We start from the raw sequence: 23865 nt of genomic DNA, 5'->3' as shown, positions 1-23865 counted from the left end.
GCCGCCAAATCGACAAGTGCCACCCGGTAGCGATACAATGGATGTTACATCGGGCATGAAGATTAAGACAGGAATAGGGGAGGTATATATATGACTAAGCTGGTAGTCAATAATATTACAGAGCTGATCGGAGGTACGCCGGTTGTACGCTTGAACCGCATTACCGGGCCGGAGGATGCGGAGCTGTACGTGAAGCTGGAAATGTTCAATCCCAGCGGCAGCGTTAAGGACCGGGCCGCATATAATCTGATCCTGCAGGCGGAGCTGGACGGGCGGCTGCAGCCCGGCGGGACGATCATCGAGCCGACGAGCGGCAATACCGGCATCGGCCTGGCGATGAATGCGGCGGCGAAAGGGTATAAGGCAATCCTGATCATGCCGGATAATATGACGAAGGAACGGATCAATATCCTGAAGGCCTACGGAGCGGAGGTTGTGCTGACACCTGCGGCAGAGCGGATGCCGGGCGCAATTGCCAAGGCAGTAGAGCTGGGCAAAGAGATTGCCGGGAGCTTCATTCCGCAGCAGTTCGAGAATCAGGCGAATCCGGACATTCACCGCATTACCACCGCTCCGGAAATTCTGGAGCAGATGGAAGGCAGGCTGGACGTATTCGTAGCTACGTCCGGAACTGGCGGCACGATTACCGGCACAGGAGAAGCGCTGCGTGAGCAGCTGCCGGAGCTCCGCGTGGTTGTCGTGGAGCCGCAAGGGTCACCGGTGCTCTCCGGCGGCAAGCCCGGACCGCATAAGCTGGTGGGCACCAGCCCGGGATTCGTGCCGGCGATTCTGAATACCGGCATTTATAATGAGATTGTGCAGGTATCCGATGAAGATGCACTGGATATGGTAAGGAGGTTGGCCAGTACCGAAGGGATCCTGATTGGTCCTTCCGGCGGAGCCGCAGTATGGACAGCCTTGCAGGAAGCCCGGCGTCTGGGGCATGGCAAGCGCGTGTTGTGCATTGCTCCCGATACTGGTGAACGCTACCTTAGTATGGGTATATTCGAATAACTCCACTGGAGGGGACCCTATGAATCGCGTGAAGAGAAGTTCCCGGCACCGGTTGAAAGCAGCCGGATTGATTATTCTTACGGCAGCAGTAGTCTTCGCCTTGTCCGGGTGTTCAAGGACAGACGGTAATGACAATGCAGGCGGTGCAGAATCTCCGGCCATGCCATCACCTGTGGCGCAGAGTCCGTCGCCTGTCCCGCAGCAGACCGCTGTCCCGCAAACGGCGGACCCTACTGCAGCCGCCGAAGGTGACGAGTCGCCTACCCTGGCGGCATTCCTTGATCCCGCCAAGCTGCAGCCTGTCTTCGGCTTCGCCGACGAGACCGGGAGTCATATTCTTGTGACCTCGCAGGAAGACGGGAGCGGGGAGCAGATGGAATCCCTGAATACCGCTATCGGCAACGGAGGCCAGGTACTGGCTGTGAAGTTCGGGAAGCGGCAAGCGGGGAGTGAGAACAGCAATGGACGGGAGCTGGCGAATAATTTCGCTAATCTGGCCGGATTTGTCTATACGGTAGAGGGTGGCGCTGCGAAACCGGATGAAACCTATTATCTGGCTGATTCCGCCCTCTTCCCGCCGGCTGCCTTGCTGGAGCTTCAACCGGCTGACCCGGCTGCTCTGCAGCTTGCCGCCGGAGATCCCGTGCGCAAGAGCATAGCTGCCGTTAAGCACCGGGAGATTCAGTCTGCCTGGAAGCTGGCTGATCTGGCCCTGAATAGGGAGCTGTATCTGGTCCAGTTCACAAGACAGGATAAGGATATGCTGTTCAGTATTGTCCTGAATGAAGACGGTAAGCTCAGCTTCATGGATTATCCTGCGGTTATTGATAACGATGAATATTCGGTCTGGCGTGTCGATGACGGCGGGGAGATGCGGCCGGAGATGTTCTCGTTATTGTTTGCTGCACAGTCGGCAGACGGATTATTGCTTGGCCTGAACTGGTGGGGAGCGGAGGGTGTGAACTCCTTTTTCCTGCTGCAGCAAGGCAATGCCTTCAAAGAACTGGAGATCCAGTACGGCCGGTACACTTCTCCGATATAAGGCGGGATATAAATCCTTAACGATGACAAAGGCTCCCCGTCACCTTTTGGTGACAGAGGAGCCTTTGCCGGTTATAACAGGAGGATTAGACTTCGTATCATAGATGATCCTTCTATTATCCGCTGGTGCGGGGTCGTCCTTATTGGCGGCACCGCTTTTTCCGCTTGGCTTAAATGCCTTGATCACTGGCCGGAACAGGATATACCCCAGCAGCCCGCCGAAGGTATTCAGAATGAGATCGTCCACATCAAAGGTTCCGATGTAGAATACCGCCTGCGAACATTCAAGCACTGCACTTAACGCCAAAGAACGCAGCAGGACACCAGTGAAAGAGCCGCCGCCTTTCCCGTTCGGGGACAGTAGCACAAGGAATATGCCATAAGGGATAAACAAGGCGATATTTCCCGCGAAATTAACCAGGGTAGTAGCTGTCAGATGATGATACGTATTGGTCAGGGTAGCGAGTGGAACAAAGTTTCCTGTATGCAGGCTGCCGGCAATGTTATCCGGGCTCTTCTGCAGCTGCTGCCAGAGAAAGCTGAAGTTAATCGAACCAAACTTGAATAAGATGATTTTGAATAGTACATAGATGTATACGGCGAAAAGTGCCTGCAACCCGTATATTCTCAGTTTGTGTGCCGGATTCATTCCGCATCACCGCCTTCTCTAGGTTATATTGTTATATGGCTTGGCTCTTATGGATATACCGTCATAATAACGCCGTCGATATTATTGCCCGAGAACTCCACATGTCGGCCTTCAGGGGTAGGAACCGGAGTATTTCCAGAGACCGCTATATAGGAAATCTGATATTCTGTATTGTTAACGGTAGCGGTAATCGTCTCCTGCTGCTTCAGATAATCCAGGTATTCTTCCAGAGTGAAATGCTTATCCCGCATAATGACGCTGTGCGGCAGGCCGACATAACGGAAATGCCAAGGCTCATACTGGATGCCGGTAATATCCCTCTTATCTTCAGGATAGCGCAGGATAAATCCGTAATCCCAGGCGTTGTCACGAAGCCATTGCCCTTCCGGAGCCTGGCTCATCGCCATCTGCGAGGAGCCGATATCAAGTGACAAGCCCAGATTATGCTCGCTATGGCCGGGTGGAAGGGAATATTCGGCTCCCTTCTCCTCATAGAGCTGCTTCTGCTCCGGGTTGTTCCGGTATCCGCTGCTGATCAGGAAATTCTGGACACCCTGCCCGGCTGCAGCTCCTATCATAATCGAGAATTGCTCCGCTACCTGTTCGGAGAGCATCGTCTTGTTGTCCAGCAGGCCATAGCCCTCGGTCAGCTCCTGATGCTCAGACAGATTCACAATATCTTTACTGACTCCCGCTTTATGTACAGGGTATTCTTTGTTGACGAGCAGCAGATTGCCCTGATGAACCCTGCTTTTAGGGATAACCGTCAGATTCTTGGAGCCGTGGTCCGTAAGGACTTGAACGATTGGGATGTCCTGTCCGGGGACAACAGCTTCTCTGCCTTGGTACAGCCCTTCATACCCAAGCAGACCGGCAAGAACAACCCAAAAAACCCACTTCTTCATTTCATCTTCCTCCTTGGACTCTATGTCCATAAGAATAGGGGAGTGAATTTAAAAAGAAGTGGGGTAAAGATAAAGTTTTTCTTAAATCTCTACTTGAGCAGACCCGGCAGCCGCACCTCAAAGAGAGTGCGGATCGTGTCACTCTGGACAGAGATCGTGCCGTGGTGCTGCTCGACGATATTTTTGGCAATGAACAGGCCCAGTCCGGTACTGCCTTCCTGATGGGTCCGCGCCCGGTCGCCGGTATAGAACATATCGAAGAGAAAGGGCAGCTCCTCCCCGGGGATGCTATCCCCATAGTTGATCACCTGGACGAGCGCGTTCTCCCCCTCCGGGTTGCAGCGGATATCGACATACTGGCCGTCTTTGCCATAACGCACGGCATTGGTCAGCAGGTTCTCAAACACCCGGGCCAGCAGCTCCCCGTCCCCGGATATTCTCATCTGCGGAGCCAGCGCAAGGCGGGCAGTCAGCCCGTTGTTCTCCAGCACAGGATACAGCTCTTCGTTCAGCTGGACGAGCAGCTCGCTTAGATCAAGCGGAAGCTTCTGGACAGTCAGCATGCCGTAATTCATCCGGGTAATCTCAAATAGCTCATCAATCAGCTTCTCAAGCCGCTGCGATTTGGTGTAGGCAATCGATGTATAATGCTTAACCTGATCGGCGCTTAACTGCCCGTCTTTCAGCACCAGATCCAGATATCCCAGCACGGAGGTCAGCGGTGTTCGCAGATCATGGGCCAGATTGAGCACTAGCTTGTCCTTGCTGTTCTCGGCGAAATCCCCGCGTTCTACCGCCTGCTGCAGCTTATCCTTGGCCAGATTCAAATCGGCGGCAATATCCTCGAATTCATCGCTGGAAGTAATGCTGATGCGGCTCTTGAAATCCCCGTTCGCCAGAAGGCGGATATGGTGGGAGATCTCTTTGAAATAACGGGCATACGGCTTGGTGAACAGGAAGAAGAACAGCAGAGCCAGCGGGATGAAGAAGATCAGGAAGAAATTGAGGTCGCCGAAATTGGCGATCATCCAGCGGAAGCGGGCCAGCGGGTCCTCCAGCTTAACCTGTGAGGTATAGTACATTTGCAGAACTTTATAGAGGGCAAAAGTAATGGCGCCGGAACAGATCATGCTCAGAACGAGCAGTGAGATCATTTTGAAGCGGAAGCTGCGGAACAGATTAGCCATTGAATGTGTACCCTACCCCCCAGATCGTTTTGATCCACGTGTTTTTGGTCTGTTCTTCGCCAAGCTTCTTCCGCAGGGTGCGGATATGAACCATGACTGTGTTCCCGCCTTCATAATAAGCTTCGCCCCAGACCTGCCGGAAGAGATGCTCTGCACTGAACACCTTCTTGGGATAGCTGGCCAGCAGATAGAGGATATCGAACTCCTTCGGCGTCAGCTCAACCGATTGTCCGTATAGCGTGACTGACCGGCGGTCCGGATCAATGATCAGACCTCCCGTTTCCAGCACTGCCTTGTGCTCCGTAACCGGCTGATTCAGCTGCGTGGACCGGCGAAGCTGCGCATTCACTCTGGCGACCAGCTCCATAGGGTTGAACGGCTTGGTCATATAATCGTCGGCGCCGATGACAAGTCCGGTGATTTTATCCAGATCCGAAGTCTTCGCGCTCAAAAAAATAATCGGCAGCCCGTGCTTCTCCCGGATCTGCCGGGTCACCTCATACCCGTCCATGCCGGGCATCATAATATCCAATACGGCCAGGTCAATATGCTGGGATTGGACCGCCTGCACAGCCGCTATGCCGCTTGTAACCTTGATGGGGTGATAGCCCTCTTTTTCCAGATGCAGTCCGATCAGCTCGGCAATTTCCGCATCATCATCGGCGATAAGAATCGTAATACGTTTCATTTCAATGTCTCTCCTGTATAGTCAGCATGAAAGAATACTTGATTGTGCTTTGTTCCTAGTGTACCCTATCGGATATGGTTTCGCGACCTGCTATTATTGTAAGTATGGAGTCCGGACGAGATAAGATTATTTTTAAAATACTTATATTTGTAACATTTATTGCCGGGCATAGCCCGAAAGAGTCATGCCGGGGAAGGCCCGGTAATGATAAAGTTATCTTCAGTATTAGGGAGGCGACAGCGACGTATACCCGAATTAAAGTGCTCATCCTGCTCATTCCAACACTTATGGTCGGCATCTGGGAGTTTGTGCGGCATCAGTTCCTGATGCAGTACATCTCCATGGACATGGGAAACTATTTAACGCCGGTGCTTGTCTTTCTGTTCAGTATTATTCTGCTCCTGCCGCTCTTCCGGATGCTTGAACGGAGCCAGCGGGAGCTGGAACGGGAGCGGGCGGCAACTACGGCGATGGAAGCGCGTGAGCTGCTGGCCAAGGAGCTGCATGACGGGATGGCACAGTCGCTGTTTCTGCTCTCCGTGCGGATTGACCGCCTGGAACAGAACCGCAAAGACGGTGAGATCAGTGCAGAGAGTGTAGACCAGATCAAGAAAACAGTTCACGAAGTCAACCGTTATGTGCGTCAGGCCATTGCCAATCTGAAGGTGCCGGTCAGCGGCAAAGAGAGCTTCTCCCTGGAGCGGTCCATTCAAGAGCAGCTTGCCGGAATAGCCGGGGAAGTGATGATTGAGGTGTCGCTGGACTGGCATCTGGACGAGCAGGCGCTAACGTCAGTCGAACAGGCTGAGCTGTTGTCCTGCATCCGCGAGGCCATTATTAACGTGCGCAAGCATACGCGCGCAGGTAAGGTGTCCGTCTCCGGACAAGGCGATAGGCTGAATTGGAACGTGGCTGTTACCGATAACGGTGCCGGATTTGTGCATGCGGATCCTTTTGCGGTGAGCGGGAGCTATGGTCTGCAGATTATGAGAGAACGGGCACGCAGCATGGGCTGGAAGCTTAACTTACAATCCGGTTCTGCCGGAACAGTGGTAGAGATTGCGAAAGGGGGGACGACGGATGGAACGCTGCCGGGTGCTGATCGTAGATGACCATGCGCATGCGCGTGAAGCCATGAGTGAAATTGTGGCGCTGGATGAACGGTTCGAAGTGATCGGTGCTGTTGCGAGCGGGGCGGAGGCGATCGTCTGGACGGGGCAATGGATGCCGGACCTGATTCTGATTGACATCGAGATGCCGGGAATGGACGGCCTGGAGACTACCCGGCGCATTAAGCTGGAATATCCGTATGTGAAGATTGTCATCGTCACCGTATCGGATGAAATCTCCTATCTGTTCGAAGCGCTCAAGCAGGGGGCTCAGGGGTATCTCCTGAAGAATCTGGCTCCGTCTACCTGGATTGAGTATTTGCTGGCAATCGTAAGTGAGGAGGTTCCGCTGAGCCGGGAGCTGGCTTTTCAGATTCTGAAAGAGTTCGCCGTGACCTCCGTCAAGGAGGAGCGGGAGGCATTAACGGCGCGGGAGAAGGAAATACTGGGCTGTGTATCTTCCGGGTCAACGAATAAGGAGATTGCGGCCACGCTCGGGATCTCTGAGCACACCGTCAAGAATCACCTCAAGAACATTCTCCAGAAGCTCCAGCTTCAGAACCGCACTCAACTCACCCGGTATGCCATGGAGCAGGGACTGGCTTCACGGGAGCGGGATTTTCCGGGGAAAAGATAGAGCTTACAGAATGATAATGGGATTACATATGAGAGAAGGGGAGATCGAATTGAACAGACTTTTTCGCAAAATAGCAGCCCTGGCCGTACCAGCGGCCGCAGCACTAATGGTATTCGCAGCCGTAGCCAGTGCGCATGTAACCGTCAGCCCTGCACAATCGAGTGCAGGTGCCTGGGAGACTTACACGCTCAAAGTACCATCTGAGAAAGATATAGCTACGGTGCAGGTAGATCTGCGCATTCCGGCAGGAGCTGCATTCAAGCAATATGAGGCTGCTCCCGGCTGGGACGTAACGGTGGATGGCGACAAGGTCAGCTGGATCGCGAACGGAGACGGCATTCAGGCCGGACAGTTCCAGCGCTTCTACTTCACCGTCCAGAACCCGGCCGCCGCAGGCGATATCGCCTGGAATGCCTATCAGCATTATGCCGATGGCAGTGTGGTGCAATGGTCCGGCGAAGAAGGCTCGGAATCCCCGCATTCCATCACGGCGATCGCCGAAGCCTCCGGCGGAGGCACTCACTCCCACGGCTCCATGGACATGGCGGATAACGGAACCATGACCATGGACGAGCATGAAGCGATTATGGAGGAAGAGGGTAACAGCTCCAGCGTGTCACCGATGCTGTACATTGCGCTCGGCATCTCGTTGTTGTCCTTCCTGCTGGCGGCGATTGCTTTGCTGCGGGGGAAGAAGGAGTAGGGCTGGGGCATAAGTGGCAACCGTCCTTTGTAGTAATATAATAACCCCGTGCAGGAAGGTGAGCTCCATCATCCAGCGCGGGGTTATTTGTACACTAAATCTGATCATACCCGGAATAATATAGGATTGGGCACAATCAACGGATAACAACTTTCATTAAGGGAGCAACCCCTTAGCTTGCAGTATAGAAAGTTTGGCTTCAGGAATCGCCCGTTGCAGTTCTCCGTTATACAGTTCAATACCTTCCCAGTGCACAAACACGAAAAAATCATCAGTAACCGGCACTTGACCGGTTAAATCCTGTTCATTGAAAGAATAAGCAATTTCCTGCCAGAAATCTTGTCGTTCCTTTTCGCAGTATAAACCCCCGCCTTTAAGATTCCAATATACATAAAGCGTCCGCAGCTTCTCAAGCAGCCCTTCATTCTCAATTCCGGTAAACCAAGTCGGCTGCATTTGAGTATCATTCCAGAGAGTATACTCACATTTCTTGTCTTCAAGCAGTTTCGCCCTTCTCTGCTCAAGTCCGGAATAATATTCCGGATCACTTCCTCCGCTGAATTCATCATTACTCAGATAAAGTCCAAAATAGCAGAGCCTATCATGACTGAATTTTTGGGCGGATTCTTTTAAAAGATTAATAGACTCCGTTACGGCTTCAGTAATCAATGCTGTTCTCAAAGTCAGTGCTTGAGATTCGTTCATATTGTTATACAGCATCTGATTCATTCCGTTGTAGATTTGATATAGCTCACCGGATTCATCGTACTTCAAATAAGTATTAGCGATATGCTGGTAATGATCTTTTCCTACGTATTTAGGATTGCGTATTTCAATAAGCCTTTCTTCTTCATAAATATATTCTTCGATGGTATACCTGTCTTTTGTACTCTCCAGATCAAGACCAGGCATCACATCGTATTCTACTGAATGTTCGGGCTTGCCAGCCTTACCGTAAAAAATCTTGATTGAATCTATCTTCTCTCTGACATACAGCCGTGTAATGATATGATCCGGGTGATAAGAAGTATATCCGACTCCATCAATTAAAAAATCGCAATACGTCACTCTAAGTCTGTTTTCATGATCAAATCCATAATATACTCCAGTGTCCTCTTCAGTAATCTCTCCCCGGCAGTCAGTATTGCGTTCAAACCAATAAGGTGCCAGATCATATCTTTTATCTGTAACAAACTCTGTCCGAACCACACTATCCTCTGCCTCTTTTTTGTAACGTTCATAATGTTCCTGTGCATCCACACAAATATTTAGATAATATTGCGCATCAATCATTTCTGTCAGCCCCTTCTTATCGTAAAATACATCTACTTCGGTAAAACAGTGTAGTCTACAGTTTATCTGCCAATGTATCCCAGGTAAGCTCAAGAATTCCGGTCATATGATCAGGCTCATCAGATACGTAGGTAACCACGGCATTCTTATCCGGAAGCACACCAACATATTGTCCATATGATCCGTCCAGGTGGTATGAATTAGGGTAAGAATTCATCCATAGCTGCTATCCATAGCCCTGCTGATAGTCTGCGGTTGCAAAGTCAGGAGTGAAATCGTCTGTCTTCATCTGGACGGAAGTCGCTTGTTCTACATAACTTGAAGGAAAGAGCTGTTGTCCGTTCCAAGCCCCTTTGTTCAGAAACAGCTGTTCGAATCTGGATAAATGCTCTGCAGTTCAGTGTAATCCTGAAAACTTGGGGGAATCCCAATGGGCATTTGTCCCACTTCAGAAATTCCGTTTCGTGAGTACAGGTATGTAAGTATTCCGGAAAAAATCTACCATAAGGTCATCAAGTTTACAATATCCCTTATAAACGGCAATCCCCACAGCCATGGAAGTAAAAGTTTTGCTTGCAGAATATAATAAGTGAGGCTGGTCCGCCTCAAAATCATGTCTGGCTATTAGCTCGTCGTTCTGCCTGATCACCACGTTCAAAATATGCCGGTTCTGTTCATTCGCAGATACTAATTCGTCTAATATAATATTACAGTGTTCATGGTTCCGCTTCCGTAAGCCACAAAGTTAAGATTATTTGGATTTTGCTTAGTCTTACTATAGCTGGATATGTATTATACTGTAAGTGACGTTGGTATGAAGTTTCTAATATCGAAATCAATTGGAGGAGTGTTTATCTCAATTTAGAAATAAATCTCGTAGACCGTGCTTAGGAGGTGGATATATGGCTGCGAACTTCAATGTAATCACTTTTACCAAAAGCATAATTGATTTAAGTTGGCTATTCGAAGCCGTTCAAGAAAGAGGGTATAACGCTAATATTAATCAGATTGAATCTATCGGAAATTGGGAGTTCAACGACTTAATAAACCACCCGCATGATGTTGAGATAGCGGAAGTCCTCGCGCTTCTTGAGAAAGGCCGAATTATATTAATATTTGGTGAAGTCCAGTCCAATAAGTTTGTGATGATGTTAAGTAAGACCGGAACCACCTATGAAGCAGGACTGTCTCTAGATACAAAATACATAGATTACTTAGACAGAGATACGCTTAATGATGTTACTCGTCCTATCTATGATGAAATTTCGAACCTATTGTTATCTTCTGAAATGGTGAATAATTTACTTGTTTCTGCATTAGGCGTCGAGGTGGTTGTGGACTACGATGAGGATTTTCATAAGATGCATCTTGATAGTCATAATGTGGCGAGATGGGTTTTTGGCACCGAAGAGGGTGCAGGTGAGCGTGATCTTATGGGTTACACGCGGGTAGCTGCTGGTATTTGGGATAGAGAGGGTTAAGTTCTACAGATACGAGATATGAGAATAGCTAATTACGATGACTAGAAGTTCTTCAGGCGGAGATGAGCGAAGTGAGATTCAAGCTATTGATTATTGTGCCGATTGTCATTTTATTAATATCATGTAGTGCTGAAACTAATGTTCATTCTTATAAAAAAGGGGACAACAGGGAGACTGTTCCTGCATTAAGCTACAAAGTTGAAAGTGATAGTTATGCTCAAAACAATATTAACATTACATATCCAAAATCTGGTTGATTTACCGAATGATACAAAGGAAGAAGTTATAAATGACCTGATACGGGTAGAGGCGCTTGGTGTTCTTGAATCTTATTCATTAGATTTGGATAGTCACAATACTTTGGAAATAGACTATCAGATTACATATAAAAGTGATAAGTTCCTAAGCATTCAATATATTGGTTCAGCTCTTAATAAGGGAGGAGCATATCCGTTAAATGTTTTTTATACAACAAATATAGATGTGGATAAAGAAATTAAAGTTAAATTAACCGACTTACTGGAGATCGATGAGGCATTCGTACAAGAATTAAAAAATGGAATCTACAGAAGCTATGATGACAATTTGAATTTGCGAGAGGAAGGAGTTATGAGGGATTATTGGAGCGGGATTAAAGACCAGGAGTTACTTAATGATTTAAAATATACAGATGAAGCGGACGGGGCAAATAATTCAGTGATATTTAGTTATCTCACTCAAGATTCACTGGGGATAAGTCTTTCAGTTCCTCATGCGTTGGGAGACCATCTTGAAATGGAGATCGGTTATGAGAAATTGAGCGAAAATATAAAGGGTGATAATAGCCCGTGGGACTAGTGAAGGAGTATTTATTTTACAAATAAAACCTATAAGTACTACGCCATTTTGCTGAAGATGGAATCACTGTAACTTTCGCTGACTTGCCGGGCTTCAATTGTAATATAGTTGCAAGCACATGCTGAATATTTAAGTAGGAGGTTCATTATGAAAATAGTCAACATAACATTTCCAACTTATCTTTCAAGTATAGAAAACATAGAAAACGACAATATTGATGTCTTCGTAGAGCTAGAGGATGGTGTTACATACACTATGGTTGTGGCTACACCCCAAAATTATTATTGGTATATGGACAAGGAAGGGCTTGATTATGTGCCACCGTCTCCCCCAGATATTATTGTAAGAAGCCTAACGGAAGATAATATCCGGAAAGCTATTGAGGCTTTTGCAGCGGATGATGCTTATTGGATGAAACTTTATTTTCTATCAGGTAAAAGAACAGGTGTTTTTGACATGGATAGAATGAATAAGATGTTGGCAGAAATTAAGAGAATAAATGATGAGATTTTAAATGTTGAATAAGGCGAGGTGAAATGATTTAGAAAACATTTTTCAGGGGAGTAGTGATGATAAGGGCAATTTGTTAGAGTTAGTTTTTAGCACAGTTTATCCGGAATCAATGGGTCTTTAAGAACCAATAAAATGATCTCTATAGAGATTATGGGAAATTATCGGATTTTAAAAGGAGTTCCTTATTTTGAAGATGAATGGTAGTTGTTCTTTCATAATACGTAATGAAACTATAGATTTTGATGACATTACTAGAAGGTTAGCAATTAGACCAACTTCAATCCAGAAGAAGGGGCAGGCCATCAGAAAAGGAGCAGTGAGTCAGGCTCCCTTTGATATTTGGCGATATGAAGTGATAATCTCTGAACATGTTGAACCGGAAGAAGCATTTGAGCTTTTACTGAATGATTTAACTTCAAACTTTAAAGAAATTAATGAGTTAACAGGTCTATATAAAGATGTTGGAATTGATTGTTACTTGAGATCGGATTATGGCCAAATGGGCTTGCAGCTTACGACGGAAATGATGAAGAAAATATCGATTTTAGGATTAGGGCTTAATATACATATTCTTTCCTTTGGTGGGGTTGAAGAGGATGACTAGTGCGAATAGTATTAGTGTGTTTTATTTAGAGGATACGGAACTTGCAGAATTTGAGGCTTCTAACAAAGGTTATCGAAATGATGTTTATGTTATGATATTGAACGATTTATTTAATATAAAGGTTTATGATATCGTGCGTCTTAAACAGGATTTTGAATTGGAGTCAGAGAGTTACGGGTATTACTCAGTCGAACCTAATTTGATTATAGTAAAGGAAGTAACTAAAGAAGCTATAGAATTTGTTGTGAAGAAGTTATATGAGCAGAAGTATTTGGAGTCTATTAAGACTGTTGATGATGATAAGCTTATAGAATATTTTCAATAATGAAACACTCAGAACTACAGGTGGTAATTGCTGCTTATGGTTTCTTTTTTATATATCTAAGTTACCCCTATTAATAGTTCGTGGGAGGAAGTTATGAAAGTTGAAACGTATTTAAAGAAACCCGATTTAATATTGCCCGGCAACTTTATGGATGAACCCAACAAATATTTTATTCATATGGACAATGAAATTGAAATTGAAAAGTACATCCACAAATTTGATCTTAGATATCTGGATGGTGCTATTGTGATCGAATGGAACTACAAAATCGTTCTGGATTATAACTTGTGGGACTCGGTAAATTGTTTGTGGGACTATTTAATGAATGCGTTAGAAGAATATTTGCAAATGGGAAAAGGGGACTTTCTTTTTCCTGATCAGCCCATAAAATTTGAAATGATAAAAGTGAATTCTTATTATATGGAATTGAAAGTTGGAGATGGGAAATACGGACACTTCAAACTTCCCAGTGAAGAATTTATTCATGCTCTATTAAATGGGGCAGAACATTTTTATAGAAGATACAAAGAGTATTTCAATAGTCATAATAATGCGTTTTATCATTCGAAAATAGCTGAAATTAGAAGAAGTTTATATTAAGAATAAAAAATACGCTTAAGATACGGGAAAGGATAGGGGATTCATGTCAATCTCAGCCTCTATAAATATAAGTTTAAGCAATCATAGTTGTGAAAGCTTATCGCTACCGGATTTGTTTCAGAATTTTGAAAATGAAGGTTGGACATATGTAAAAAGTAATGGGGGGATTACTATACTGCCTTTGGGTGATGATGACGATTATAATTGGACATCTATTGTACTTAATAGAGACAGCTTCTTCGATATCTTGAAAAAAAAGCAGGATCAAAAAGAGATTATTGGAATTGAGTTAATGCGGGTAGATTCTGATGTTGGATGTGAGTTACTTATCTTTAATACAAATCAAATGATGTTTAGTTTATCAATAGCAAGAAAGAAAATTAATGCAAAAGATGATATAGATATTACTGATTTTAGTTGGTATTTGGAACGTATTTTGCCGGTTTTAAAGAATTTACAAGTGGAACAAATAAGCTGTGAACAATTTTAGTAAGGTGTTTTTATTATGGTTCTGATTGAGGTGCTTAGAGGCGATAATTATACGATTTCATATAAATTAATTCAATATGAAGGGCTGATATAATATCTTTAAGATGGAGTTAACATTTGAGAAGCCGTTGGAAAGTATACCTGAAACAGAATACTTAATATCTGATTTAGAACTTGATGATGAAGTGGCTATTCTAATGTGTATATGCAAAGCATTTGAAATTTCACAATCTGTAGCTTTCGTTGTTGGTGGTTTTGGGCAAGATAATTGGCCTGTTGATTGTAGAACGGATCTATGTACTGTTATTGAACAAGTTCCTGATATATTAGGGAAAACAAGAGCGGGTATATACTCCTTTGAATTAGATTTCTACGAACAGGGAATTGAAAGACGGCTCCTATTCAAGGAGGATACAAATCTTGTTAAGGTCACTTGCATTAGTCGTACTAAATGGGAACCTCATCCAAGTTCAATGGTTATGGAAAAGGCCGTAGTTTCCAAAATATTCGAAAAGATTTATAGTGATTTTTGGCATTTAAGCGCTGTGTTGTGTGAAGGGATACATAAGAAATTTTCACGTACTTGCAGTTAGCCCTGATACTTTTATTTATGCACCATCCTATTACGTTATTGAATTTTATCATAATGGTGATATATATTTTGTTAACGGGAAACGGTAGTTTCATTCGAGAGAGTATTAATAAAATAAATGCAGAAAAAGAAACTGGCCTGGACGGTTAACGTCCGGGCCAGTTTAATTAAGCAGAATTATGAGAGATTAGAGTCTATAGCCGCTTCCGCTTATAAAAGCTAACAAATACCGCGGCCAGTAAAAGCAAAACAATCGCTATGCCGGTAGTAACAGCTTCGCTGGTACTACCTTGCTGCTGCGGTGTATTGCCTTGGCCGCCGAAGTCGCCGCCCATGCCGCCACCGCCGAAACCGCCGCCGCCCATGCCGCCGGCGAAGCCCATACCACCGCCACCCGGGGCGTAGCCGCCCTCTGGCATGGCTGGACTGCCCATAGCGCCCGGCTCACCGCCGGGAACGCCTTGGCCAGTCTGCCCACCTTGCGCCGCTTGGCCCTGCGGCGCACCGCCATTGCCGCCTTGCGGCTGCTGCCCGGCGGCCGCACCGGCACTGCCCTGCGCCGCGCCACCCGCCGCCGCGCCCGCTTGCCCTTGCGCCGCGCCACCCGCCGCCGCGCCCGCCTGCCCCTGCGCCGCTGTGCCAGCCGCTGCGCCAGTCTGCCCTTGCGCCGCGCCGCCAGCCGTCGCGCCCGCCTGCCCCTGCGCCGCGCCGCCAGCCGCGCCGGCCTGCCCTTGCGCGGCTGCGCCCGCCGCCGCGCCCGCCTGCCCTTGCGCCGCTGCGCCAGCCGCCGCGCCATCACCCTGCGCCGCCAGCCCGCCAGGCGCAGCACCAAACCCGCCGCCGCCGCGCCCGCCGCCAGCGCCGCCCATACCAGCGCCGCCGAATCCGCCACCACTGCCGTTACCGTCATTAGTAGCGGGAATCGTGCCGTCGAGCTGCTGCGAGACGGTGCCCGCCATGGTCGACATGAACGTCTTCACGGACTCGAGGCCGCTCTCATACTGCTCAAAGGTATAGAAGGCAGAAGGGTCGGCCTTCACGTAACTTGCGATCATGGTATCCAGCTCGCTGATCCGGGCCTGGAAGGTCTCATCCTTCAGGTAGCCGCTCAGCATGCTGCGGACGATCTCGTGATATTTCGCTAAGTAAGTCTCATTCGCCAGCAGCTTCGCTACCAGCGGCCGCTCGGCGAGGGTGCCCTGAGTAGGCTCGTCAATCAGCACATCAGAGCCGCCCATGCCGCCGAAGGCCATGTTGTAGTCCCACGGCAGGATGGAGAAGATGCCGTCGTCTTCATACAGGTAGTAATTCTGCTTATTGCTGCCGAGATAACTGTCCATATTGCCGGTCACGGCGTTCAGGGCAATATAGCCGAGAGCGTCATCGACATCGATGTATTTTTCATAGTCGGTGCCGTTGTTCAGCTCATCCAGCATATCGACGAGAATGTCATCGTTTGATTTCTTCGATTTCATCTCAAGGCCAGTGTAGAGTGAAGCGTCATCCCCGAGCCAGGTCAGATCGCTGCCCTGTCCGGTCATCTGGCCTTTGTAGAGGGCTCCGTAGGCGTTGCCGAAATGGCGTTCCAGATAGGCATCGCCGATCTGCTCTACCGCCAGATAGAAGCCCTTAAGCTCCCCGTTGACATAGATATTGACGAACGAGTATTTTGGCACGGGCAGTCCCATGCTCTCCGCGAGCTCATAGGTCAGGAATTCCCGCATGTATGAGGCGTCGCTGTAGTTGTTGTTGAGATTGATTTTGGTAATCCCGAACAGGTTCTGATTCACATATTCGTCAAAAGACAGCTTGAAGCTGTACCGGTCCGAATCGCTCATCTGCACCACACTGCGCAGACTTAAGTTTCCTTTGGTCCGCACCCCGACATTGTCCATTTGGATGCCGTTATATTCGACGGAGGCGGTTTTGTATTCCTCGGCGCTGGCATTGTCCAGCATATCCTGGAAATCATCCGGGTCCAGCGTGATTTTGACATCTACAACCTTGTCCTTCGGAAAAACCTCTGTACCCTGACTCTGTTCCTCGCTTGATACCGCCTTGTTCTGCGTGTCCGTCATTGTGCTGCTGTTATCCGCAGAAGGATTTGAAATCTGACAACCAGCTATAGCGGTAACCAGCAGCAGGCAACTAAGAATGAGCAGAATCTGCTTACCTCGTGCTATCATCTTGGGCACCGCCTTTCATGAATATAGATCTACCAGCCTTCAGCAGGCCCGTGATCATGAGACATAGTCGCCGCTATAGCTGATCAGCAGGGCATTCTTGACACCGGTAAGGCTGGAGACCGTGTTCACGAATCCGCCTTCCTTGTCGTCTAGCCGCAGCTCAAGCGTAAGCTCAATATTGCCGGCCGTTACCGTTTTTTGCTTCATATTATACCGTTTCACCGATTTGTTCAGATGGCTGTGAATTTCGCGCTCACTGTCGTCGCCGTCGCAGTTAATCACCAGCAGGTACGGAGTTTCGATAGAAGAACGTTTAATGAACAGGAACAGGATCAGGCCGATGATGATGGAGCCGATAATAGCCAGTGTGAAGAAGCCCGCGCCCGTTACGATTCCGGCAACAGCTGCCCAGAACAGGAAGATCAGGTCGGTTGGATCTTTGATAGGCGTTCTGAAACGGACGATAGACAGCGCACCGACCATACCGAGTGACAGCACGAGGTTCGAGTTGATCGCGATAATGACGGTTGCCGTGATCATCGTCATGCCCATCAGGGAGACGTTGAAGCTTTTGGAGTAGAGGACACCGCTGAAGACCCGTTTGTACAGAATGTAAATGAAGAATCCGATCAGAAAAGCCACGCCGAGCGTAATCAGTATTTTGGAAATGCGGATGTCGGAAACGAAGTTGTCGGTCACCGAGCTTTTGATCATATCGGAAAAGGTAGTTGCGGTGTCGTTCGCTCCCTGTGCTGCGGCTGCAGCCAGACTTGCTGTGATGCTCATATCAATAATCCTCCCAAGTGTTGGTTTTTAGAAATTTCCGGCAAATGACGTATTTAGAAGCGGACTGCCGGTTCAGGCCTTCAAGCTGCAGGGCAATCCGGATATAATCGGGCAGGTATTCATCGAATTTGACCTCGAAAATAATTAAGCTCCCGTCAAGCGCCCGGATCGGCTGCAGCTCCTTGCTGAATATATCCACCGCATGCAGTCCCGTACGAAGCTCTTTGTCAAAAGTAATCCGCACGTTGCCGTTATGGCATACATAAGGCTCGCGGACATAATCGACGATCACCTTCGGGCGCAGCAGGTTATGGCGCATCTGGTTGTAGAGCTCCATAAACAGCGGCTTATCCGGTACATTCAGCACCTCATAGTTGCCGGCCATAATCTCATCGTAAATGTCCCGCGTCAGCGGTTCTTTGATTTTGGCGATATAATCGTCCATCTTGATTTTTTTCTCAAAATGAATGACATCATCCTGCACATTGTAGATCCGTATGCGGTATTTGGCACGTTCACGCAGGCCTCCGAGCTTGTCGGACAACGCTGTATTGTTCATATCATCGAAATACAGGCTGCGGATATGGTATTCCCCGCTCTCGTCAGCATTCTGGTCTGTATCCATTAGGCTCTGGAGCCGCTGCCGGATGATAAGATATTGATGATAGCTAATGAAGAATTTCAGCTCGTGCCGGAATTGCAGCTTCTTGTTCATCTCACACCTCATTTCTCTCTCTAAATTCTTGCGTGATCTGGCCGCTGACCCTATTCTAAGGGACCGACCTTATGATTTTCTTAAATTGAACTGAACGTCAGCTGAATGTTTTTACACTGCGTTTACAAATGTCACGAAATGTCAGGTTATTCCGGGGACGGGAATTTGACTTCCTGATGCCACTGGGGCTACCCTAGAATACAGAAACAGAACAGATCGAGCGGCGGGCTCAGAGAGATTGCAAGAATTGAAGCTGCAGGCGGAGGGAGCACATGAAAGACTTGAAAACATTCATTATCATCGGAATTATAGTCGTTGTATTGATCGTGCTGGCGCTTGGCGTGGAGCGGTTCAAATCGGAGCGGACCGCAGGGGGAGGATCTGAATTCTCGGGTGTACTCTATGATCTGGTCAGCACGTTTAAGGGTGATGCGGCCACCAGCCGCGCCTTTACCTGGTACACCGGGGACCCCGGAGCAGACGGCTGGCTTGAGGCAGTGAAAGGCGGGTCGGCTGATTTTAACGGAGATGGGATCATTAGGGTTCAGGCGGCCAACACTGTGATCAAGACGGATCAGGGTACAGCAGGCGTGCACAAAGCCGAGATTACCGGACTGGAGCCGGGAACTCGTTACACTTACCGGGTTGGCAGCGGAGAGGAAGAGGAGTGGAGCCCCGCATACGGGTTCAGCACTGCGGAAGCGGACAGCGGTCAGGTGACCTTTATCAATGTTACGGATTCCCAGGGAGTAACAGATGCGGATTTCGCAATTTGGGGCAACACCCTGGAACAGGCATTCAAGACCTTCCCGGCAGCAGAGTTTATTGTGCATAATGGTGATTTTACTGAAGATCCGGAAGATAGTGCGGCATGGAACAGCTTTTTTGGCTATGTTCAGAACAGGGTGGCCAGTGTGCCCCTCATGCCGGTGACCGGTAACCATGACGAGATTGATGAAGAGGCGGCGTTGTTTACCTCACATTTCAATCTGCCGGATAACGGGGCCAAGGGTTCGATCGCCGGTACCTCCTATTCCTTCGATTACGGCCCGGTTCATGTGACTGTGCTGAATACAGAGAGTAATCTGAAGAAGCAGGCTGACTGGCTGAAGAAGGACCTTGCAGGTACGGATAAGCCGTGGACAATCGTAGCGATGCACCGTCCGGCGTATGGCGGGAACATGTACAGTAAGGTGGAGGACTGGACGGAGATTTTTGACAAATATAACGTGGATCTTGTGCTGCAGGGGCATAATCATGAGTATTCCCGTTCTTATCCGCTGCGCGCCGGTGAAATCGTGCCTGAGAGTGATGGTGGCAATGTTACAACAGGCGGAACGGTCTATGTGGTGACCAACGCCTCCGGGGCCAAATTCAACGAGAAGAAGGAAGACCAGTTCTACCATAAGGTTCATTTCCAGAATAATAAGCCGATGTTCGCCGGAATCACGGTTAGCGGGGATACCCTGACCTATCAGGCGTATGATACCTCTGGCAACAAGCTGGATGAGTTTGTTCTGAAGCATTAGAAATAGGGGTTCTTTTGGATGGCATTCCATTAGAGCCTTTTATTGTTAAAATAGTAATAAAAAGTGTGAAAATGGTACGATGATTGCTGACAGTTTTCTTATGGATTCGACCGTTTTCCCTCACTGTACAGGTTGTCAGCGCTCTATAATGAAAGCGTTATCAAAGAAAGAACCTGGGAGGTTAGAACCGTGATTCGAAAACGTATCCGAAGAATGGGAATGGTTGTCCTGCTGGCTGCAATGCCCTGCTCATTGTTTACCGTTTCTCCCGCAGTAACTCATGCCGCAGCAAGTGAAGCCTACAACTGGAACAGCGTGGTTACCGGTGCAGGCGGAGGGTTTGTTCCGGGCATTATTTTTAACCAGACTGAGCCGAATCTGATCTATGCGCGGACGGATATCGGCGGTGCCTACCGCTGGAATCAGGCATCCGGCAGCTGGACATCGATCAGTGATTCTGTCGGCTGGGTGGACTGGAACAAGAATGGCGTAGATGCGCTGGCAACCGATCCGGTGAATCCGGACAAGGTGTATATGGCTACCGGCACCTACACGAACTCGTGGGACGATAATGGACAAATCATGCGCTCCAGCGACCGGGGAAATACGTGGCAGACAACGCCGCTGCCGTTCAAGGTTGGCGGTAATATGCCCGGACGTTCGGCAGGGGAACGGCTAGTTATTGACCCGAATAAGAACAGCATCCTGTTCTTCGGGGCGCGTAGCGGGAACGGCCTGTGGAAGAGCACCGACTCCGGGGTCACCTGGTCCAAGGTCAGCTCCTTCCCTAATGTGGGGACGTATATTCAGAATCCGACGCTTGATTACGGCAATGACCTGGTGGGCTTATCCTGGATTACTTTTGATAAAAGCACAGGCACCTCCGGGAATGCCACCCAGACGATTTATGTGGGAGTAGCGGATACGGCAAGCAGCGTCTACCGCAGCACGGACGGGGGAGCAACCTGGTCTGCTCTGCCCGGCCAGCCTGTAGGTTATCTGCCGCATCATGGTGTTCTGTCTTCTACAGGTGATCTGTACATTACGTACAGCAATGGCGTTGGACCGTACGACGGCAGTAAAGGCGAGGTCTGGAAATGGAACAAAACAAGCGGGGTGTGGACGAATATCAGTCCGTCTACGGGAACCGATAACTGGTACGGATTTGGCGGACTTGCCGTAGATGCGCAGCATCCTGACACCGTGATGGTCTCCAGTCTGAATGCCTGGTGGCCGGATGAAGTCATCTTCCGCAGCACTAACGGCGGGGCAACCTGGAGCCGGATTTGGGATTGGGGTAATTATCCGGAACGGACCTATAAGTTCGCAATGGATATCACAGCTGCCCCATGGCTTGACCATGGAGTAACGTCAACCTCCCTTGATCCTTCGCCCAAGCTGGGCTGGATGATGGGGGATCTGGAGATTGATCCGTTCAACTCCAACCGGATGATGTACGGTACGGGTGCTACTATCTATGGTTCAAACAATTTAGGCGCTTGGGATACCGGCGGGAAAGTCAATATTTCCGTGATGGCGAAGGGAGTGGAAGAGACTGCAGTGCTGGGGCTGATCAGCCCTCCAGCAGGAGCACACCTGATTACTGCACTCGGGGATGTGTCCGGCTTCCGGTATGATGATGTCACTGCAGCTCCGGTGAAGTTCCAGACAAGTCCTTCCTGGGCAACCACAACCGGCATCGATTATGCTGAGTTAAGCCCAGCCTATGTAGTACGTGTTGGCGGTGCGGACAAGGAGAAGTCCCCAAGCATGAAGTCAATCGGGATCTCCAATGACGGCGGCACGAGCTGGTATATGCCGAATGCAGAGCCCTCGAACGGGACTAAGACGACTGCCGGGCAAGGCCAGGTAGCTGTATCCGCCAGCGGCAACTCTATTCTGTGGAGTACCTCAGATATTGGCGTGTATTATTCCAAGTCGACCGGCAATTCCTGGACAGCCAGCAGTGGTGTGCCTGCAGGTGCCAAGATTGCTTCTGACCGGGTGAATGCGAATAAGTTCTATGCCTTCTATGCGGGAACCTTCTACGTCAGTACGGATGGCGGAGCAACGTTCACGGCTACGGGAGCAACAGGCTTCCCGACCAATAATGTCGGCAATCTTCAGCCGAATCAGGCCCAGATCAGCATCAAAGCCATGCCGGGCATCGAAGGCGATATCTGGTTCGCCGGCGGCAATACGGTTGAGAACAAATATGGCTTATGGCACTCTGTCAATTCAGGCGCAAGCTTCACCAAGCTGGCCAATGTTGATGAGGCTGACCTCATCGGGTTCGGCAAGGCAGCGCCGGGCCAGAGCTACATGGCACTCTATACAGTAGCTCAGATCGATGGTGTAAGAGGGGTCTTCCGCTCCGATAATGCCGGGGCCAGCTGGCTACGGATCAATGACAATGCCCATCAGTATGCCAAAATCAACATGGCCATCACTGGAGATCCGCGCATCTACGGACGCGTATATCTGGGAACCAATGGCCGGGGTACCTTATACGCTGATCCGGTGAACCCGCCGGCGGCAGGCTCAACGATTACGCCGATCAGTGCCAGCTTCGATAAGAAGACGGCGAATCAGGCGGATATCGCCGTGACGATGACGCTGAACGGGAACACGCTAACCTCGATTAAGAACGGCGCGGCAACGTTGACTGCCGGAACGGATTATAGTGTGAGCGGCGCGGTTGTCACGATCAAGAAAGCATATCTGGCGACGCAGGCCGTGGGCACGACAACGCTGAGCTTCAATTTCAGCGCCGGAGCGGCGCAGACCTTGGCTGTTGCGGTAGTGGATACAACAACGCCGGCCAGCAATTCTGCGATCACGCCGGTAAGCGCCAGCTTCGACAAGAAGACGGCGAATCAGGCGGATATCGCCGTGACGATTACGCTGAACGGGAACACGTTAAGCAGCATTAAGAACGGCGCGGCAACGTTGACCGCCGGAACAGATTACACTGTGAGCGGTTCGGCAGTCACGATCAGCAAGGCGTATCTGGCAGCACAGGCGGTGGGTACGACAACGCTGAGCTTCAATTTCAGCGCCGGAGCGGCGCAGACCTTGGCTGTTGCGGTAGTGGACACGACAACGCCGGCCAGCAATTCTGCGATCACGCCGGTCAGTGCCAGCTTCGATAAGAAGACGGCGAATCAGGCGGATATCGCCGTGACGCTGACGCTGAACGGGAACACGTTAACCTCGATTAAGAACGGTGCGGCATCGTTGACTGCCGGGACGGATTATAGTGTGAGCGGTTCGGCAGTGACGATCAGCAAGGCGTATCTGGCCGCGCAGGCGGTGGGTACGACAACGCTGAGCTTCAATTTCAGCGCCGGAGCGGCGCAGACCTTGGCTGTTGCGGTAGTGGACACAACAGCACCGGCGGCCGGCGGCCTGAAAGTTCAGATGTATAACAGCAGTACAGCGGCTGCGGCCAATACGCTGAGCCCGAAGATTAAGCTGATGAATACCGGCACGGCTGCTGTTTCACTGGCCGATGTGAAGATCAGATATTATTACACCATTGACGGTGAGCAGACCCAGAGCTTCTTCTGTGACTGGTCACAGGTGGGAAGCGCGAATGTGACCGGGACGTTTGTGAAGCTTCCGGCTGCCAAGACCGGAGCGGATTATTACCTGGAGCTTGGATTTACAAGCGCAGCAGGTTCCCTTGCGGCCGGAGAGAGCATAGATATTCAGCTGCGGGCGTCCAAGTCGGATTGGAGCAATTACACCCAGACCGGAGATTATTCCTTTAATGCAGCGGGTACGGCTTATGCGGATTGGGCCAATATTCCGGCCTATATCTCCGGCAGCCTGGTATGGGGGAATGAACCATCTTGATTAGGAGTTCAAGTGAGTAGAGTAGCAGAGTCTTGAACAGCTTCGAACAGACAGCCCCCTTCCGCAATAGTGCGGAGAGGGGGCTGCTTGCTGTTTGTAGAATGAATCTGCCAGCGCTATAGCG

At 49.2% G+C, this 23865-nt stretch carries 24 protein-coding genes; 15 read left to right on the top strand and 9 right to left on the bottom strand.

Annotated features, from left to right (window positions below; genetic code table 11):
• Nucleotides 1-90: 90 nt before the first annotated feature.
• Together cysK and MHI42_RS06800 are read left to right on the top strand one after the other, a co-directional pair.
• Nucleotides 91-1014 (top strand): cysteine synthase A, encoded by a 924-nt coding sequence (gene cysK / locus MHI42_RS06805; protein WP_171719773.1) that lies wholly within the window; start codon nt 91-93, stop codon nt 1012-1014.
• A gap of 19 nt (nt 1015-1033) precedes the next feature.
• A complete protein-coding gene (locus tag MHI42_RS06800) occupies nt 1034-2056 on the top strand; it encodes a hypothetical protein (protein WP_171719774.1) in 1023 nt (340 codons plus the stop codon).
• 39 nt (nt 2057-2095) lie between these two features.
• Here MHI42_RS06800 and MHI42_RS06795 read toward each other — a convergent pair whose 3' ends face one another.
• The 4 genes from MHI42_RS06795 to MHI42_RS06780 form a co-directional block, all read right to left on the bottom strand.
• Nucleotides 2096-2704, bottom strand: coding sequence for a VanZ family protein (locus tag MHI42_RS06795; protein ID WP_342423248.1), 609 nt, complete (start codon nt 2702-2704; stop codon nt 2096-2098).
• Nucleotides 2705-2751: 47 nt separating this feature from the next.
• Nucleotides 2752-3609, bottom strand: a complete 858-nt coding sequence (locus tag MHI42_RS06790) for a M15 family metallopeptidase (protein WP_342423247.1) — start codon at nt 3607-3609, stop codon at nt 2752-2754.
• 89 nt (nt 3610-3698) lie between these two features.
• A complete protein-coding gene (locus tag MHI42_RS06785) occupies nt 3699-4796 on the bottom strand; it encodes a HAMP domain-containing sensor histidine kinase (protein WP_342423246.1) in 1098 nt (365 codons plus the stop codon).
• Nucleotides 4789-5484, bottom strand: coding sequence for a response regulator transcription factor (locus MHI42_RS06780; RefSeq protein ID WP_342423245.1), 696 nt, complete (start codon nt 5482-5484; stop codon nt 4789-4791). The genes MHI42_RS06785 and MHI42_RS06780 overlap by 8 nt, the downstream gene beginning before the upstream one ends.
• A 260-nt stretch (nt 5485-5744) precedes the next feature.
• On the opposite strand from MHI42_RS06780, the gene MHI42_RS06775 reads away from it, so the two are divergent.
• From MHI42_RS06775 to MHI42_RS06765, 3 genes are read left to right on the top strand one after another with little or no spacing between them, the layout of a single operon-like run.
• Complete coding sequence (locus MHI42_RS06775; RefSeq protein WP_342423244.1) at nt 5745-6596, top strand: histidine kinase; 852 nt, start codon at nt 5745-5747, stop codon at nt 6594-6596.
• On the top strand, nt 6565-7230 hold the full coding sequence (locus tag MHI42_RS06770; RefSeq protein WP_039297122.1) for a response regulator transcription factor: 666 nt from the start codon (nt 6565-6567) through the stop codon (nt 7228-7230). Before MHI42_RS06775 ends, MHI42_RS06770 begins: the two co-directional genes overlap by 32 nt.
• Before the next feature lie 49 nt (nt 7231-7279).
• Nucleotides 7280-7933 (top strand): YcnI family protein, encoded by a 654-nt coding sequence (locus MHI42_RS06765; RefSeq protein ID WP_171719780.1) that lies wholly within the window; start codon nt 7280-7282, stop codon nt 7931-7933.
• A gap of 156 nt (nt 7934-8089) precedes the next feature.
• On the opposite strand, the gene MHI42_RS06760 is transcribed toward MHI42_RS06765, so the two are convergent.
• Both MHI42_RS06760 and MHI42_RS06755 read right to left on the bottom strand, forming a co-directional pair.
• A complete protein-coding gene (locus MHI42_RS06760; protein WP_042136204.1) occupies nt 8090-9226 on the bottom strand; it encodes a hypothetical protein in 1137 nt (378 codons plus the stop codon).
• A gap of 55 nt (nt 9227-9281) precedes the next feature.
• A complete protein-coding gene (locus tag MHI42_RS06755) occupies nt 9282-9443 on the bottom strand; it encodes a hypothetical protein (RefSeq protein WP_231575354.1) in 162 nt (53 codons plus the stop codon).
• A 685-nt stretch (nt 9444-10128) separates the two neighbouring features.
• Here MHI42_RS06755 and MHI42_RS06750 point away from each other — a divergent pair.
• The 8 genes from MHI42_RS06750 to MHI42_RS06715 all read left to right on the top strand — a co-directional run bounded on the left by MHI42_RS06750 (nt 10129) and on the right by MHI42_RS06715 (nt 14668).
• Nucleotides 10129-10707, top strand: a complete 579-nt coding sequence (locus MHI42_RS06750) for a hypothetical protein (RefSeq protein WP_042136205.1) — start codon at nt 10129-10131, stop codon at nt 10705-10707.
• 213 nt (nt 10708-10920) lie between these two features.
• Nucleotides 10921-11544 (top strand): hypothetical protein, encoded by a 624-nt coding sequence (locus MHI42_RS06745; RefSeq protein ID WP_342423243.1) that lies wholly within the window; start codon nt 10921-10923, stop codon nt 11542-11544.
• A gap of 147 nt (nt 11545-11691) precedes the next feature.
• Entirely contained in the window at nt 11692-12069 is a 378-nt protein-coding gene (locus tag MHI42_RS06740) for a hypothetical protein (RefSeq protein WP_042136207.1), read from the top strand.
• A gap of 181 nt (nt 12070-12250) precedes the next feature.
• A complete protein-coding gene (locus MHI42_RS06735; RefSeq protein ID WP_231575417.1) occupies nt 12251-12661 on the top strand; it encodes a DUF4279 domain-containing protein in 411 nt (136 codons plus the stop codon).
• Nucleotides 12654-12986 carry a hypothetical protein gene (locus MHI42_RS06730; RefSeq protein ID WP_042136209.1) on the top strand — a complete coding sequence of 111 codons (333 nt, stop codon included), beginning with the start codon at nt 12654-12656 and terminating at the stop codon, nt 12984-12986. Before MHI42_RS06735 ends, MHI42_RS06730 begins: the two co-directional genes overlap by 8 nt.
• Before the next feature lie 93 nt (nt 12987-13079).
• A complete protein-coding gene (locus MHI42_RS06725) occupies nt 13080-13586 on the top strand; it encodes a hypothetical protein (RefSeq protein ID WP_052421821.1) in 507 nt (168 codons plus the stop codon).
• A gap of 43 nt (nt 13587-13629) precedes the next feature.
• A complete protein-coding gene (locus tag MHI42_RS06720) occupies nt 13630-14076 on the top strand; it encodes a hypothetical protein (RefSeq protein ID WP_342423242.1) in 447 nt (148 codons plus the stop codon).
• Between the two features lie 103 nt (nt 14077-14179).
• Complete coding sequence (locus MHI42_RS06715) at nt 14180-14668, top strand: hypothetical protein (protein ID WP_052421822.1); 489 nt, start codon at nt 14180-14182, stop codon at nt 14666-14668.
• Nucleotides 14669-14861: 193 nt separating this feature from the next.
• Here the strand turns inward: MHI42_RS06715 and MHI42_RS06710 are convergent, their stop codons facing one another.
• The 3 genes from MHI42_RS06710 to MHI42_RS06700 are packed head-to-tail and all read right to left on the bottom strand — an operon-like array spanning nt 14862 to nt 18354.
• Complete coding sequence (locus MHI42_RS06710) at nt 14862-16853, bottom strand: CotH kinase family protein (protein ID WP_342423241.1); 1992 nt, start codon at nt 16851-16853, stop codon at nt 14862-14864.
• Between the two features lie 54 nt (nt 16854-16907).
• Complete coding sequence (locus MHI42_RS06705; protein WP_342423240.1) at nt 16908-17639, bottom strand: DUF4956 domain-containing protein; 732 nt, start codon at nt 17637-17639, stop codon at nt 16908-16910.
• Nucleotide 17640: 1 nt separating this feature from the next.
• Entirely contained in the window at nt 17641-18354 is a 714-nt protein-coding gene (locus MHI42_RS06700; protein ID WP_342423239.1) for a polyphosphate polymerase domain-containing protein, read from the bottom strand.
• 272 nt (nt 18355-18626) lie between these two features.
• On the opposite strand from MHI42_RS06700, the gene MHI42_RS06695 reads away from it, so the two are divergent.
• Nucleotides 18627-19883, top strand: a complete 1257-nt coding sequence (locus MHI42_RS06695; protein ID WP_342423238.1) for a metallophosphoesterase family protein — start codon at nt 18627-18629, stop codon at nt 19881-19883.
• Nucleotides 19884-20123: 240 nt separating this feature from the next.
• Complete coding sequence (locus tag MHI42_RS06690; protein WP_342424692.1) at nt 20124-23741, top strand: X2-like carbohydrate binding domain-containing protein; 3618 nt, start codon at nt 20124-20126, stop codon at nt 23739-23741.
• Nucleotides 23742-23865: the final 124 nt, after the last annotated feature.

Source organism: Paenibacillus sp. FSL E2-0178 (assembly GCF_038593005.1).
GTDB classification, from domain to species: Bacteria; Bacillota; Bacilli; order Paenibacillales; family Paenibacillaceae; genus Paenibacillus_AQ; species Paenibacillus_AQ phytohabitans.
The sequence above is the reverse complement of the archived record's forward strand: the minus strand, read 5'-3'. Positions and strand labels throughout refer to the sequence as shown.

Coding starts and splice junctions, on each gene's coding strand:
- MHI42_RS06720 (WP_342423242.1), top strand. CDS start 13,630: ATGTCAATCTCAGCCTCTATAAATATAAGTTTAAGCAATCATAGTTGT.
- MHI42_RS06725 (WP_052421821.1), top strand. CDS start 13,080: ATGAAAGTTGAAACGTATTTAAAGAAACCCGATTTAATATTGCCCGGC.
- MHI42_RS06795 (WP_342423248.1), bottom strand. CDS start 2,704: ATGAATCCGGCACACAAACTGAGAATATACGGGTTGCAGGCACTTTTC.
- MHI42_RS06740 (WP_042136207.1), top strand. CDS start 11,692: ATGAAAATAGTCAACATAACATTTCCAACTTATCTTTCAAGTATAGAA.
- MHI42_RS06700 (WP_342423239.1), bottom strand. CDS start 18,354: ATGAACAAGAAGCTGCAATTCCGGCACGAGCTGAAATTCTTCATTAGC.
- MHI42_RS06755 (WP_231575354.1), bottom strand. CDS start 9,443: ATGAATTCTTACCCTAATTCATACCACCTGGACGGATCATATGGACAA.
- MHI42_RS06800 (WP_171719774.1), top strand. CDS start 1,034: ATGAATCGCGTGAAGAGAAGTTCCCGGCACCGGTTGAAAGCAGCCGGA.
- MHI42_RS06695 (WP_342423238.1), top strand. CDS start 18,627: ATGAAAGACTTGAAAACATTCATTATCATCGGAATTATAGTCGTTGTA.
- MHI42_RS06705 (WP_342423240.1), bottom strand. CDS start 17,639: ATGAGCATCACAGCAAGTCTGGCTGCAGCCGCAGCACAGGGAGCGAAC.
- MHI42_RS06760 (WP_042136204.1), bottom strand. CDS start 9,226: ATGATTGATGCGCAATATTATCTAAATATTTGTGTGGATGCACAGGAA.
- MHI42_RS06715 (WP_052421822.1), top strand. CDS start 14,180: ATGGAGTTAACATTTGAGAAGCCGTTGGAAAGTATACCTGAAACAGAA.
- MHI42_RS06780 (WP_342423245.1), bottom strand. CDS start 5,484: ATGAAACGTATTACGATTCTTATCGCCGATGATGATGCGGAAATTGCC.
- MHI42_RS06690 (WP_342424692.1), top strand. CDS start 20,124: ATGCCCTGCTCATTGTTTACCGTTTCTCCCGCAGTAACTCATGCCGCA.
- MHI42_RS06770 (WP_039297122.1), top strand. CDS start 6,565: ATGGAACGCTGCCGGGTGCTGATCGTAGATGACCATGCGCATGCGCGT.
- MHI42_RS06750 (WP_042136205.1), top strand. CDS start 10,129: ATGGCTGCGAACTTCAATGTAATCACTTTTACCAAAAGCATAATTGAT.
- MHI42_RS06730 (WP_042136209.1), top strand. CDS start 12,654: ATGACTAGTGCGAATAGTATTAGTGTGTTTTATTTAGAGGATACGGAA.
- MHI42_RS06745 (WP_342423243.1), top strand. CDS start 10,921: ATGCTCAAAACAATATTAACATTACATATCCAAAATCTGGTTGATTTA.
- MHI42_RS06785 (WP_342423246.1), bottom strand. CDS start 4,796: ATGGCTAATCTGTTCCGCAGCTTCCGCTTCAAAATGATCTCACTGCTC.
- MHI42_RS06735 (WP_231575417.1), top strand. CDS start 12,251: ATGAATGGTAGTTGTTCTTTCATAATACGTAATGAAACTATAGATTTT.
- cysK (WP_171719773.1), top strand. CDS start 91: ATGACTAAGCTGGTAGTCAATAATATTACAGAGCTGATCGGAGGTACG.
- MHI42_RS06710 (WP_342423241.1), bottom strand. CDS start 16,853: ATGATAGCACGAGGTAAGCAGATTCTGCTCATTCTTAGTTGCCTGCTG.
- MHI42_RS06790 (WP_342423247.1), bottom strand. CDS start 3,609: ATGAAGAAGTGGGTTTTTTGGGTTGTTCTTGCCGGTCTGCTTGGGTAT.